The sequence below is a fragment of the Herminiimonas aquatilis genome, from assembly GCF_042665175.1.
Classification (GTDB): Bacteria; Pseudomonadota; Gammaproteobacteria; order Burkholderiales; family Burkholderiaceae_D; genus Oxalicibacterium; species Oxalicibacterium aquatilis.
The window spans coordinates 128,883-142,476 of sequence record NZ_JBHTCC010000003.1 but is presented as its reverse complement, the minus strand read 5'-3'; the positions used below and the strand labels follow the sequence as shown (position 1 = coordinate 142,476).

General features: G+C 49.3%; 14 protein-coding genes and 1 tRNA gene. 1 reads left to right on the top strand and 14 read right to left on the bottom strand.

Features of this window, described 5'->3' with window-relative positions; genetic code table 11:
- Nucleotide 1: 1 nt before the first annotated feature.
- The 8 genes from cheA to flhD all read right to left on the bottom strand — a co-directional run bounded on the left by cheA (nt 2) and on the right by flhD (nt 7,182).
- Nucleotides 2–2,152, bottom strand: a complete 2,151-nt coding sequence (cheA, locus tag ACFQO0_RS13125) for a chemotaxis protein CheA (protein ID WP_382235341.1) — start codon at nt 2,150–2,152, stop codon at nt 2–4.
- 50 nt (nt 2,153–2,202) lie between these two features.
- Entirely contained in the window at nt 2,203–2,568 is a 366-nt protein-coding gene (locus tag ACFQO0_RS13120; protein WP_382235339.1) for a response regulator, read from the bottom strand.
- 63 nt (nt 2,569–2,631) lie between these two features.
- Complete coding sequence (locus ACFQO0_RS13115) at nt 2,632–3,180, bottom strand: chemotaxis protein (RefSeq protein ID WP_382235337.1); 549 nt, start codon at nt 3,178–3,180, stop codon at nt 2,632–2,634.
- 40 nt (nt 3,181–3,220) lie between these two features.
- On the bottom strand, nt 3,221–4,306 hold the full coding sequence (gene motB, locus ACFQO0_RS13110; RefSeq protein WP_382235335.1) for a flagellar motor protein MotB: 1,086 nt from the start codon (nt 4,304–4,306) through the stop codon (nt 3,221–3,223).
- A 56-nt stretch (nt 4,307–4,362) separates the two neighbouring features.
- Entirely contained in the window at nt 4,363–5,223 is an 861-nt protein-coding gene (gene motA, locus ACFQO0_RS13105) for a flagellar motor stator protein MotA (RefSeq protein WP_382235333.1), read from the bottom strand.
- 188 nt (nt 5,224–5,411) lie between these two features.
- Entirely contained in the window at nt 5,412–6,218 is an 807-nt protein-coding gene (locus ACFQO0_RS13100; protein WP_382235331.1) for a class I SAM-dependent methyltransferase, read from the bottom strand.
- Nucleotides 6,219–6,251: 33 nt separating this feature from the next.
- A complete protein-coding gene (flhC, locus tag ACFQO0_RS13095) occupies nt 6,252–6,800 on the bottom strand; it encodes a flagellar transcriptional regulator FlhC (RefSeq protein WP_382235329.1) in 549 nt (182 codons plus the stop codon).
- Between the two features lie 64 nt (nt 6,801–6,864).
- Complete coding sequence (gene flhD, locus ACFQO0_RS13090) at nt 6,865–7,182, bottom strand: flagellar transcriptional regulator FlhD (RefSeq protein WP_382235327.1); 318 nt, start codon at nt 7,180–7,182, stop codon at nt 6,865–6,867.
- Nucleotides 7,183–7,931: 749 nt separating this feature from the next.
- Between flhD and ACFQO0_RS13085 the strand changes: the two genes are divergently transcribed.
- Nucleotides 7,932–8,198 carry a hypothetical protein gene (locus tag ACFQO0_RS13085; RefSeq protein ID WP_382235325.1) on the top strand — a complete coding sequence of 89 codons (267 nt, stop codon included), beginning with the start codon at nt 7,932–7,934 and terminating at the stop codon, nt 8,196–8,198.
- Between the two features lie 127 nt (nt 8,199–8,325).
- Here ACFQO0_RS13085 and ACFQO0_RS13080 read toward each other — a convergent pair whose 3' ends face one another.
- From ACFQO0_RS13080 to ACFQO0_RS13055, 6 genes are all read right to left on the bottom strand, one after another.
- Nucleotides 8,326–8,850, bottom strand: a complete 525-nt coding sequence (locus ACFQO0_RS13080; RefSeq protein WP_382235323.1) for a hypothetical protein — start codon at nt 8,848–8,850, stop codon at nt 8,326–8,328.
- Between the two features lie 84 nt (nt 8,851–8,934).
- A tRNA-Ser gene (locus ACFQO0_RS13075) sits at nt 8,935–9,028 on the bottom strand.
- 100 nt (nt 9,029–9,128) lie between these two features.
- Nucleotides 9,129–10,382, bottom strand: coding sequence for an aspartate kinase (locus tag ACFQO0_RS13070; RefSeq protein ID WP_382235321.1), 1,254 nt, complete (start codon nt 10,380–10,382; stop codon nt 9,129–9,131).
- Nucleotides 10,383–10,534: 152 nt separating this feature from the next.
- Nucleotides 10,535–11,926 carry a tRNA lysidine(34) synthetase TilS gene (gene tilS / locus ACFQO0_RS13065; RefSeq protein WP_382235319.1) on the bottom strand — a complete coding sequence of 464 codons (1,392 nt, stop codon included), beginning with the start codon at nt 11,924–11,926 and terminating at the stop codon, nt 10,535–10,537.
- Between the two features lie 3 nt (nt 11,927–11,929).
- Nucleotides 11,930–12,904 (bottom strand): acetyl-CoA carboxylase carboxyltransferase subunit alpha, encoded by a 975-nt coding sequence (locus ACFQO0_RS13060; RefSeq protein ID WP_382235317.1) that lies wholly within the window; start codon nt 12,902–12,904, stop codon nt 11,930–11,932.
- Nucleotides 12,905–12,946: 42 nt separating this feature from the next.
- The gene (locus tag ACFQO0_RS13055) at nt 12,947–13,594 is read right to left on the bottom strand and encodes a DNA-3-methyladenine glycosylase family protein (protein WP_382235922.1); all 648 of its coding nucleotides are present in this window, start codon (nt 13,592–13,594) and stop codon (nt 12,947–12,949) included.

The following is a 13,594-nucleotide window of genomic DNA, read 5'->3' as shown; positions in this document are numbered from 1 at the left end:
TTCAGGAATAAATGGATTCATCGTTCAATTGGCGACTTGAACGCAATAATGCTGCTACATCGATGATCAACGATACACCGCCATCGCCCAGAATGGTAGCGCCGGATATGCCCGCCACCTTGCGATAATTCGATTCCAGATTTTTGACAACGACTTGCTGTTGTCCGACCAGTTCATCGATGAATAACGCTGCTTTACGCCCTTCCGACTCAAGAATAACTACTATCCCTTCAGATGGATCAATAAAGCGTGGCTCAATTTCAAACATTTTGTACAAAGGTATCAAAGGCAGGTAATCGCCACGCACCTTGACCACCTTGCCCTGCCCGCTGATCTCCTTTACATCCTCTGGATCAGGCTGCAGAGATTCCACTACATAACCCAACGGCAGTATGTAGATTTCGTCCCCAACCTTGATCGACATGCCGTCAAGAATAGCCAGAGTCAAAGGTAATGAAATCGATATGGTCGTGCCAAAACCTTTGCTGGAGCGAATATCAACCACGCCACCCATCGCAGTAATATTTCGTTTCACTACATCCATGCCAACACCACGGCCGGACACATCCGTCACCGCTTCCGCTGTCGAAAAACCCGGTGCAAAAATCAATTGCCAGACTTCTTCATCCGGCATGTCGTCGGAAACTTCCATGCCTTGTTGCTTGGCCTTGGCGAGAATTCTGTCACGGTTAAGACCACCACCGTCATCGCTCACCTCAATGATGATATTCCCGCCCTGATGACCGGCCGAAAGTGAAAGTTGTCCGGCCGGTGCTTTACCTGCCGCTGCACGTACGTCCGGCATCTCGATGCCGTGATCGATACTGTTGCGCACCAGATGTGTCAAAGGATCAACGATGCGCTCGATCAAGCCCTTGTCAAGCTCAGTAGCTGCACCGTGCGTAACGAAATCAACCTTCTTGCCCAGTTTGGCTGCGAGATCTCGTACCATGCGTGGGAAGCGTGAAAAAACATAATCCATCGGCATCATACGGATGGACATTACGGCCTCCTGCAAATCACGCGTATTCCGCGTCAGTTGCGAGACACTGTTCAACAAGCGCTCATGCAGCATTGGGTCAAGCGAATCGGTGCGCTGTTCGATCATTGCTTGCGTGATGACCAACTCACCAACGAGATTGATCAGTTGATCGACTTTTTCTATACCAACGCGAATTGAAGAAGATTCGGCACTGTTTGCGACTTTATCGGCTTCGCGCTTCACAACTGGTTTTTTATCGGCTGCGACAACGACGTGATGCGAATCATCCGCCTCATCTTCTTCAGAATCGGTAGCCTTGCTTGCCACAGGCGCAGCAATATCGAGAGGCACGAACGGTGCGAAAAAACCGTAACCTTGTGCATTTTCCTGGTCCTTGGTCGCAATGGCCGAATGCAATGGCTCAAAGAACCCAAACCCCTGTTCCGCCTCGGCTTGGCTACGCTCGTCAATAGACAATTTCGTCCCGGCCGACACTGGCACGGACTCTTCCGTAATCTTGAGGTCTTGCGGGTCAAGAATAAAAGAACAGATGGCAACAATGTCGTCCGGACCTTCGTGCGTGCTCAGAATGAAGTATGCGCGTTGATCCGGTAATACATCCTGGCTGATATCACCGAGCAAACCAAGTTCTGCGGCAAGCGCTTCCACATCGCGCAGCGGCACCTGTGGAAGTTCAATGCGAAAACGCCGATCTGTCCTGGCTGAAAGAGGAGCAGTATTAAAGTCTGCTGCAGGGATTGCTTTTGGCGCGGCGGCTACCTCCTCTTGCGACAAGGCTTCCAGCCGCAGACGAACTTCAGAGACCGCATCGAGATCGACGGGCGTATGCAGCCTGTGACCATCAAGCTGCATTTTTAAAATATCTTTTGCAGACAAAAAAGCATCAACGTGTTCCGGCACCAAGGCCATTTCACCCTTGCGTATTTTATCGAGCAAGGTTTCCAGCACGTGCGTGACTTCGGTCAGATCGGTGATGCCAAACGTGGCAGCACCGCCCTTGATGGAGTGGGCAGCACGAAAAATCGCGTTCAGGTCCTCCGCATCAGGAGCCGATACGTCAACCGCCAACAACAATTTTTCCATCTCAGCCAGCAGTTCTTCGGTCTCGTCGAAAAACACCTGGAAGAACTGACTCATATCGATGGTCATTATTCCACTCCGTTGTGTGTGCTCATAATGATGCTTACACTCATCGCTTTTCAGCCGATGACTTTTTTCACAACCTCGGTCAAACGTTGCGGATCAAACGGCTTGACCAACCAACCATTTGCCCCTGCTGCACGTCCCTTGGCTTTCATTTCATCGCTGGATTCTGTCGTCAGCATTAGAATTGGCACCTTCTGATAGGTCGGCAATGCACGCAATGCACGAATCAACGAAAAACCGTCCATGCGCGGCATATTTTGATCGGTCAACACCAGGTCAAAAATTTGTGCCTGCGCCTTGTCCAGTCCATCCTGCCCATCCACGGCCTCGGTGACCTGATAGCCTGCGGCACGCAGGCTGAAGACCACCATCTGCCGCAATGAACCAGAATCGTCGACTGCCAATATTGTCTTTGCCATTTTCACTCCTGCTAATACACGTTTCAGGTTATTAAACCCGCTAATCCAAATTTTTTCTACGAATCAAAACAACTCAATATCTCCACTTTCCATATGCGTCTGACATACGGCCTTCCATAATTCTTTTTCCAGATCCAGACTTTCCTTCTTCAGGGTTTCATTGATATGGTTAAGTACGCCACACAACTGATCGTTGCTCGCATCGGCGGGAATGGCAATACTGCTGGCGCCAGCTACTTCAAGCACATCACGAAATCCAACCACACGACGCACCGTGCGCCCAATTAATTGATTGGTCATATCCTGAAACTGCAAACCGGTCACCGCAGCATTCACGTGTTGATCGATTTGCATCGATTTGGCTTTCAGTGCCAGTGTCGCCTCGGGAGACACAAGCGTGCCATCCGATAGCGCATCGACCATTTTCTGTTGCTCGGTAACGGCGGCATGAATTGCCATGAAGCTGGCACTCAGCTTTTCGATCGCTTCCGCGAGAAGAGCATTAGTTTGCACCAGATCTGTTTCGATTTCAGTCAGATGTTGACTGCCGTGATCCGCCAGACCAGACAAAAGATCAGTGAGTTGCGACGCTAACGAATTATTTATTGTCATGGGAAATACCCAGTCATTATTTCGTTTATTTGCCGTTGTTTTATCTACCTGCAGCCGCAGCTGCGGCAGCGGCAGCGGCAGCCGCAGTTGCTGTTGCATTGGCTGTAGGCCTAGTCGACGTTGCAACAGCAGTTGAAACAGTCGCTGGCACAGGTGCCGCTACCGCTGTCACGATAGGTGCCGGCTGGACGATGCCGGATATATTGACACCTTTTTCTACTGTCTCTTTTGCCGTTTCTTCATCCTTAACCTCGACTGTCCTATTTTCTTTGGTGATGGAATCTTCTGTTTTTTTGTTCATCACGATAATACTGATGCGGCGGTTAATTGGACTTAGTGGATCTGTGGGATCAAATAACACTGCAGAAGACAGACCAACAACGCGCAACATTTTTGAATCGGCCATACCGCCCGCAATCAACTCCCGGCGCGATGCATTGGCGCGATCGGAAGAAAGCTCCCAATTACTATAACTTTTTTCACCACTGGAATATGGAGTTGCATCGGTATGCCCGGACAAGCTGATTCGATTGGGAATGTCATTAAGCGTCTTGGCAATCTCGTGCAGAATAATTTTAGTGTACGGCTGCAGTTCAGCCTTGGATAAGGCGAACATGGGCCGGTTCTTTTCATCCACGATCTGAATGCGCAGACCTTCCGAGGTTATATCAAGCAAAAGTTGATTTTTGTATTGACGCAAGCTGGGATTGGCATCAATTGCCTCTTCAATCCGCGCCTTCAGGGATTTAAGCCGCTCTGTCTCTTGCCGCTCAAGTTCGGCTGCCGCAGCTTTCAGGTCGCTTTTCTTAGAGGGGGCAGTACTCTCGCCTTGTTTTTGCTGACCATTGACGCGTGTCATGTCCTTGCCGCCGCCCTTGATCACGCTGGTTGCATCACCGCTACCAGAACCGCCCGCCATCGCCACTTTGACGGGATTGGAGAAATAATCAGAAATACCCTGCAGATCGCCTTTGGACGTAGAGCCCAGCAACCACATCAACAAAAAGAACGCCATCATCGCAGTCACAAAATCGGCGTAGGCGATTTTCCAGGCGCCGCCGTGATGGCCGCCCCCGGATTTCTTGATGCGTTTTACGATAATGGGACGGAGTCCTTCGTCAGCCATGTAAGTCTCCGTTAGGTTCTTCTATATTCTTTGGTTCTTATGTATTTAGAATCTGTTTATTTTGTTTTCGATTGCTTGATGTGCTCTTCCAGTTCGTTAAAGGAAGGACGCTCTGTCGAAAACAAGACTTTGCGGCCAAACTCAACTGCAAGTGCGGGCGCATAACCATTCAAGCTTGCCAGCAAGGTGACCTTGATGCATTGAAATACTTTTGAAGACTCATGCAATTTTTGCTCAAGGACGCTGGAGATCGGCGACACAAAACCGTACGCCAACAAAATACCCAGGAAGGTACCAACCAGCGCATTCGCGATCAGAATACCCAACTCCGCCGGTGGCAAACCCACAGACGCCATCGTATGCACTACGCCCATCACCGCCGCCACAATACCGAAAGCTGGAAAACCGTCGCCCAGCTTCGCGATGCAATGCACAGGAATTTCACCTTCGGCATGATGAGTATCGATTTCGTTATCCATCAGATTTTCGATCTGGAATGCATCCATGTTCCCGGACACCATCAATCGCAAATAATCGGTGATGAATTCAATAATATGGTGATCCGCCAGGACGGCCGGATACTTGCTGAAGATGGCGCTTTCTTCAGGCACATCGATGTCGCCCTCAATCGACATCAAGCCTTCCTTGCGCACCTTGGTGAGAATTTCAAACAACAGAGTCATCAATTCCATATACAAAGATTTCGTATATTTGGAACCTTTGAGAACACTAGGCAATGCCTTTAGTGTTGCTTTGATCGCTTTACCGTTATTCCCAACAAAAAATGCACCAGTCGCTGCACCGCCGATCATCAATAACTCGACCGGTTGAAACAGCGAGTGCAAATGCCCACCTGCCAAGACAAACCCGCCAAAAACCGATGCGAGGACGACAACATATCCAATGATAACTAACAAGCGTGTGCTCCGATTTTTGGTTTCAGGATGCCATTATTGCCTCAACAATTGCCATTATGCAACCGCGATGATGAGCTGTTTTTTTGAGTGATGCATTCGGCTCGATTTTTTCGGCATGACTATATGCCTTTCAACGGCTTTAATCGCAGGAACTTGAATGGCGACGTCCCACAAAATAACCAACGACTTTACATTCGCCAACCATAAATTTTCGGCTGATTTAGAGCAGGTGAAACCATGAATGCAGGTTGGGCATCTGGAATCGGAAATTCATAACTCAACAGCATGGAACCGGATCGCATTTCAGCACGCGCTTTTTCCCACAAGGCAGGCATCGCTGCAGGCGATAAATACGCAAACACAACGTCGTATTCCGCGAAATTCAAACGACCATAATCTCCTCGCGTGAAACATGCTTTACTCCGCATGAGCCATGCACGAAGCCAGCTTATGAGCCACGGTAGCGGTGCTATTTCGATGCCAAGAAAATAGCTGTCCGGACGGCGTTTCGATAAATCCAATACCAAGCCGCCCAAACCACTGCCAATATCAATCAAACGAACACTTTTATCCTTGGGAAGCAGATCAGATACTGCATTCCAGGTCGCCAGATTCGAGGGGTAAAAAGGAACCTGCGTACGAAAAGTACTCCAGTAAAGAAAAAGAAGAATTACGAAAGCGCACAGAAAAAGAGTCGGCGGCAGTTGCAAGAACAAACCGAAAACTAAAATAACAGGGAAGAAAAACTGAATCGCTAACCACCAGGAAGCCAGACCACGCCAATAGGAGAAACCGGCTGCGATCGTCCCCTGAAGACAGGCAATAAGCAGGATATGCAAGGTTATGCCAAGCATCGCCCCCAAACTTCGGGCGAGAAGCAAAACAATGAAGAAAGAAAGAATTTGAAGAAGAAGAGCCCGCACTGCGGGCAATTGAAGAAAATTTCTTGATTCAGGCGACGCCGGTTTTGCGCCGGAGCGCCGCACAATCTTCACTCAGACACTCTTTGCAGAAGTTAAACCATCCAGTCACGCCACCAATAATGCCGCGTCCATTTTGGCTCGTTTGGTTTTACCGGCTCTGGACGGCATATGGCACAAACCGCAAGTGTAATTTGCATTCAAATCCAGGCGATGCACCACAAAATGACCACTACACTCACTACAGCATGCCGTCGCCAGCATTTTACTATCGAAAAATCGGACCAAGGTCCAGGCGCGCGTCAAAGAGAGGACAGGCTCCCCATCTTCACCGACATCAACCTGCTCCAGATACAGCTTGTAAGCTTTCATTATCGCGTGAATACCAACGATCTGTGCATGCTCAACCAGATATTTATAAATGCCGATAAAAAGTGAAGAATGAATATTCGGTTGCCAAGTAATAAACCAGTCGGTCGAAAATGGCAACATACCTTTTGGCGGGGAAACGCCACGCAACTCTTTATAAAGTTTTAATAAACGTTCGCGTGAAAGTGATGTTTCCGACTCCAGCAACTGCAACCTCGCGCCGAGATTAATCAATTCTATGGCGAGCTGAATCTCTTGGGACTCTGTCACAACACTTTTCTTGGCCATATTCGCGCTCTTCAGAAGACTTACAGCAATTTGATCGATGGAGCTAAGACAGCAACTGTTTACTTTAAGCTATTTGCTCAACGGCTTGGCCCGCCATCAAGATCGCAGCATGTGAATGCGCCAGTGAACGGTCTTTGTTGTAATTGGTCAGCATTCCAAGGATGGCGCCATCGTCGAATCGAAATCGGGCTAACATCATGTTAGCTCCCGCCAATTTCAAAATTTGAGCATTGTTCATGCCTTCGATCAAATCAGCGATTTCAGTGCTGATGCCCAGGCGGAAGATTGCAGTTGCCTTGTCGGCACGGATCATTTGTTGCGCCAGCATCAGGTAACCCAGATTAGCGTCACGAATTTCTGCAATGATGTCGTTATTTGTCATGTGAATCCCCTTACCTGTGAATGTCTTTGGCCACATTTGCTAGCCAGTGAAGCCATTCTGATTCGGGAAACAATTGCCTGAAATAGGCACTACTCGGTATTTTTATACAGAGAATACGACAATAGGCCGGTAGGCGTTTGTCCTACAAACGTCGACCAGCATACGATACGCTCAACATGAAATTGAGCGGAGAATGGCTTGTGTATTACTTCTGAGCATTTATTGCCAACCCAAAAGTTTTTCCAAAAACAGCTTGGAAGAATAATTCTTATGTATTTTTATTAACCAAAATTCTTAAAAATATTTGATAAAAAGGCAGGAAAAACTTCTTTTTATCAGCCTCTTGTCTCTTTAACGGCACGCTTTTGTAGAACTTTAGGGTTCAAGCAAAATAAATTTAAAATATTTTTATGCCGTTATCTAAGATTGATAACGGTCAGCATTCCCGAAACTTTAGGGTTCAGCCAAAATAATTTCATTAATTTGCATATTTTCTGTTCGCAGCCTCTCATCGCTCGATTTTTCTCGTGCAAACGCATGATGCTCAGAAAATGTATCCAGGTTATGTGTGGCTTGTATCGAAGCTGATACATATCAATAAACCTTAAGCCTCTGCGCAAACCGGTAGTGGCAGTAAATTCATAAATAGAAAATTAATTAACAAAATTGAAACTCTTTATTTTTACAACAGTAACAACCTTCTTCTGATCGTCATTGTGGATTTCACACTTCAATAAACGGATGCCAAAATGAGCGACAAAATCTGCTATTGTGAGATCGGATATCCCATCCTCAACCTAAAGGAGACTCTTATGGATTTGGTAGAAAAATTCGACGCCAAAGGAAAAACAGGGGCTGGTTACCATGTGGAAGTTTTTCAAACCCCGGTAGAAACAACGGATGAGGGAACGCCAGGCAGTAAAACCTACAAGCTCGCAGATGGCCGCGCCTTGGACCCTCTCTCCGATGCCAAATTCAAGATCGTTCAGACAGGTGAAAAAATATATCGGGTATAGCCGTCTTTAGGTCAATCTTCAATCGGAAGAATTTGACGCATTTACATGGATCTAAATAAAAAGCCCGCAATCATTTGCGGGCTTTTTTATGCATGGAACCGATGACTCCAGTCCATTATGATCATCTTCAGAAGTATTGTTGAACGATCTCACCAAAGGCAGCTTCGGCCGACATGCCACTCTTCATCAGCTTGCTAATGTCCTGTGAGTATTCGCGAATACCTTCGGGCAGTTTTTGGATGTTGTTTTTGAAGTACTCATATTTCTGAATATCGATCAAATCCCCGACCTTGGCGGCTGCAGGGCTGCTACCGGCACTACTGCGTGAGCTGACACGCGCGGTGCGCGTACCTACCGTCTTTTTAATCCCCACACCAGCAATCGCCGCCCTGATCTGCTCCAGCGTCAATACACTAGTGGCATTGCTGCCCGCGAACTCGTCTTCTTGCGGGTGCATCAAATGGTTATTCCCATCGAAAGCCATCTTTTTATCAAAGGCATTCGTGACCTGGTAGTTCGGTTTCTGCCCACTGATCAAACTGAATTGCACGCGTTCGCCATAGGCCAGCATTTGCGCAACCACACCATTCAAATACTCCACCGCCAGCGTATCCATGCTGCCGTTCCAGCGCTTGCTTCTTTTCGTGTTCAAAATGCGTTGTTCCAGTAAAAGTGACTTGTTCCAATTCGACCAAAGAAAAAAGCCCTTGATTTTCATCAAGGGCTTCTAATCTTTTGGAGGAGGCGGTGGGAGTCGAACCCACGATACAGGTTTAAGCCCGTATGCTTCCTTAGCAGGGAAGTGCCTTCGACCACTCGGCCACGCCTCCACATTACTTCAGTAGCTTTATACTGCCCGCTACTGCAAGGTTCAGTATCATAGCTTTTCAGGCATGTCTGGTCAACCAAACTGTGCCATCAAAATATGACTTAATTGTTTTTTTCCAGATCAAAGGTCTTATGCAATGCGCGCACTGCCAGTTCCATGTATTTTTCATCGATCAAAACAGATATCTTGATTTCAGAGGTCGAGATCATCTGAATATTGATACCCTCTTCCGACAAGGTACGGAACATTTGCGAAGCGATGCCAACGTGGCTGCGCATACCGACGCCAACGACTGATACTTTCGATACCTTGGTGTCGCCTTGAATGCTGGCGGCTCCAATATGTGCCTTGACGCTGTCATTCAATACATCGACCGCCTTTGCATACTCGCTGCGCGGGACAGTGAAGGTAAAATCAGTTTTGCCGTCGACTGATTGATTTTGAATAATCATGTCGACTTCCACATTTGCTGCAGCAATCGGGCCGAGGATTTGGTAAGCAATGCCCGGACGATCAGGCACACCCAACACAGTGATCTTCGCTTCATCGCGATTGAATGCAATACCGGTGATAGCGGCTTGTTCCATATTTGTATCTTCCTCAAACGAAATCAGGGTGCCGGATTTTGCTTCTTCTTCCAGCGACATCAAAGGGTCGGTCAGCGACGACAGTACGCGCGTCGGCATCTTGTAGTTGCCGGCAAATTCGACGGAGCGAATCTGCAGCACTTTCGAACCGAGCGACGCCATTTCGAGCATCTCTTCAAACGTAACAGTATTCAGGCGACGCGCTTCTGACACAACACGCGGATCGGTCGTGTACACACCGTCGACGTCGGTGTAAATCAAGCATTCCTGTGCCTGCAACGCGACCGCCACGGCAACGGCCGAAGTGTCAGAGCCGCCACGTCCCAGCGTCGCGATATTACCGTCATCGTCGACCCCCTGGAAACCGGTGATGATAACGATGCGACCCGCATCAAGATCTTTTTTGACCTTTACGTCATCTATCGATTGAATACGCGCCTTGGTAAAAGCGGAGTCGGTCTTGATCGCAACCTGCCAACCTGCATAGGACACCGCTTCCTTGCCGATAGCTTGCAAGGCCATGGCCAGCAAGGCAACGGAAACCTGCTCACCAGTCGAGGCCAGCATATCGAGTTCGCGCGGATTTGGTTGCGGCATCAACTCTTTAGCTAGGCCGATCAAGCGATTCGTTTCGCCAGACATGGCCGACGGTACTACGACGATTTGATACCCAGCGTCATGCCATTTGGCAACGCGTTTGGCGACATTCTTGATGCGCTCGGTAGAGCCCATCGACGTGCCGCCGTATTTGTGAACGATTAAAGCCATAAGGATAGAAAAACGCTCTTGAAAAAAGAAGTAAGCTGGAAAAATTAACCCACGACTTTACAGCTTGCGGCGCAGAATGACAAGGCCGACAAGGCTACCAGCCACTTTCTGCTTACCAAAGTAACCAAAAATGCGAGCAGACGGTATTGCCGCTAATCGAATTGCCAACGAAATTGGATATGCGGACCGGCTTCGCTACTGATTTGGTGGCAATCCATGCCGATTCCTGCCGCGAACAATAATTGCTTGCCGGCAAAGACCAACGGCAGGCGTTCGCGCTCCCATGCGGGAACATCGCACGCCTGATAATGGTATTTCAGGCTTTTGGTCGGGCGATTCCATGCCGGTTTCAAGCGCTCGCCACCGCTACGCAATTGAAGCATCAAAAGCTGTGAACGCAACCAGTCGGCAGCTATGCCCTGCTCTGCCGTTTCAAAATATAAGGTGCCACTGAACTCCGAAAAATGAATCGCAGCTTCGCCCTTCCATTCAAAAGGTGGCGGTGGCTGCTCCAGTGTTTCAGGGGCCAGCTTCGGCGTAATGAAGACGCGGTCGCGATGACGCCGAATATGACAATCCGCATGCGTCACGCACAATTGGGCATCGTGTTTGGCTTCTAGCAGTTGCGACCGCATTTCATTGAGCCAGGATGTCGATGGCATGCGTACACCGCGTACGCCAAACCAGTAGCGCAACATGTTATCGATGCGATCAGCGCTAAAATTTTTCAGCTTGGTGATATCCAGACATTCGCCATCCAGACAGACCTTCAAATCCTGCGCAGCCAGTTCGACCAGCAAGCGCTGCGCCGATTGTGCATGCTGCGCGGTGCGTGCAAAGCGTTGCTGGAAGCCGGGGAAATGTTGTGCCAGCGTCGGCATCACCTGATGGCGCAGGGCATTGCGCGCGTAGCGTGGATCAAGATTGGATTCATCTTCGACAAAAGCGATTGCATTCTGGGCGACGACTTTTTCCAAATCGGCACGCGTCAGTTGCAGCAGCGGCCTGCCCATCAGCAAAGTCGCATCACCAAGTAAATCCGCGGCATGATTGGCACTATCCATCCCCGACAACCCTGCGACACCGGAACCGCGCAACAATTGCAGCAGTACGGTTTCTGCCTGATCGTCCTGATGGTGTGCAGTCAGCAATAAAGGTACATCATGCGCGCGACACATATCACCCAAGGCCGCATAGCGACTATGGCGCGCCGCTTCCTCGACACCGCTCTTTTCCTGATTCGCTATCTGCACACGCCGTACATCAAATACAACGTTCAAATTGGCGCATAGCTGCTGACAATGCAGCAGCCATTGATCGGCATTCGGACTCAATCCATGATGAACATGGAAGGCAAACAATTCAAGTTCATGCTGCGCTGCGTACGCATGCAACAGATGCAGCAAGGCGGCCGAATCCAGCCCGCCGCTGTAAGCGATGGCGATCTTTTGTGGAGCAGATCCGGAAAGAGAAACGCGCGTCCGGATTTCCCCTAACGCGCGTTCACATTCACTTTGCGTTGCCGCAATGTCTTTAGTGGTCAAGGCTCATTCCGGTGTAGTAATCTCTTTGAATTTACCGTAGCTCATCAGTTTTTCATGACGTGCTGCCAGCAGATCCTTGGTTTTCATACCCTGGAATTGACGCACGGTATCCGCCAATGCACGTTTGACCAATGCTGCCATCTGTTTCGGATCGCGATGCGCGCCGCCCAGTGGTTCATTGATGATCTTGTCGATCAAGCCCATCGCCTTCAAGCGATGTGCTGTCAGACCCAAGGCTTCTGCTGCATCGGATGCGCGCTCTGCGGATTTCCACAGAATCGATGCACAACCTTCTGGCGAAATCACCGAATAAGTCGAGTATTGCAACATCAGGACCGCATCACCAACTGCAATCGCCAACGCACCGCCAGAGCCGCCTTCGCCGATGATGGTTGCAATCAGCGGAACTTTGAGTTCTGCCATTACGTAGAGATTGTGCCCAATCGCTTCCGACTGACCACGTTCTTCTGCGTCAATGCCCGGGAATGCACCAGGCGTATCAACAAAGGTGAATACCGGCAAACCGAATTTTTCTGCCAGCTTCATCAGGCGCATCGCCTTGCGATAGCCCTCCGGCTTTGGCATACCGAAATTACGCAAGCTGCGTTCTTTGGTATCGCGCCCTTTTTGATGGCCAATGACCATGCAAGGCATGCCGTTAAAGCGAGCCAGACCGCCTACGATAGACAAATCGTCCGCATAGCTGCGATCGCCATGCAATTCATGGAAGTCGGTAAAAATTTCATTCACATAGTCCATGGTGTATGGACGCTGTGGATGACGTGCAATCTGCGACACCTGCCAAGGCGTGAGCTTGGCGTAGATATCCTTGGTCAGCTGCTGGCTCTTCTTTGACAGGCGATCAATCTCCTCCGAGATATCGACTGCGGAATCGTCTTGTACAAAGCGCAGCTCTTCGATCTTGGAATCGAGTTCTGCAATCGGCTGTTCAAAGCCCAGGAAAGTCGTTTTACTCATCGTGCCTCCTTCTGATCAACACGAGGTGGATTTCGTATATGTTTAATTTGTTGCTGGTACTGCGTCCAGACTGCGCCACAGATACCAGGTTGCCACTGTGCGATACGGCTCCCAATTCGCTGCGACTTCGCGCGCGTCACTACGAGAAACCGGCTCGCCCGAAAAGTAGTTGCGACTGATGCCAGCCAGCAAACCAAGATCGTCCAACGGTAATATATTCGGCCGGAGCAGATTAAATATCAAAAACATCTCCGCTGTCCAGCGTCCGATGCCACGAATTTGAATCAAATCGGCAATAACGTCTTCATCCGCCATCTCGGCCCACTTGTCACAATTGACACGTTTTGCCTTGAAATGATCGGCCAGATCGAGGATGTACTCTGATTTTCGCTTGGATAAACCACAGCTGGCGAGCTTGTCGCCGGCCTTGATTACCTGGGCTGGCGTACATTTTGGACACACTTCGAGGAAGCGTTGCCAAACGCTATCTGCGGATTTTACAGAAATCTGCTGGCTGATGATGGAGCGTGCCAGCGTCGAAAAAGGTTCGTTGCGGCCAACCAGATGCAAGTCGCCAAACTGGGGAATCAGCTTGCGCATGATGCGGTCGCGCTTCATCAGCTCGGCCTTCGCCTCCTCCCAGTAAACTGGCAGGAGGCGCGTTTCATCAGCAGCAATCATCTTTACCAT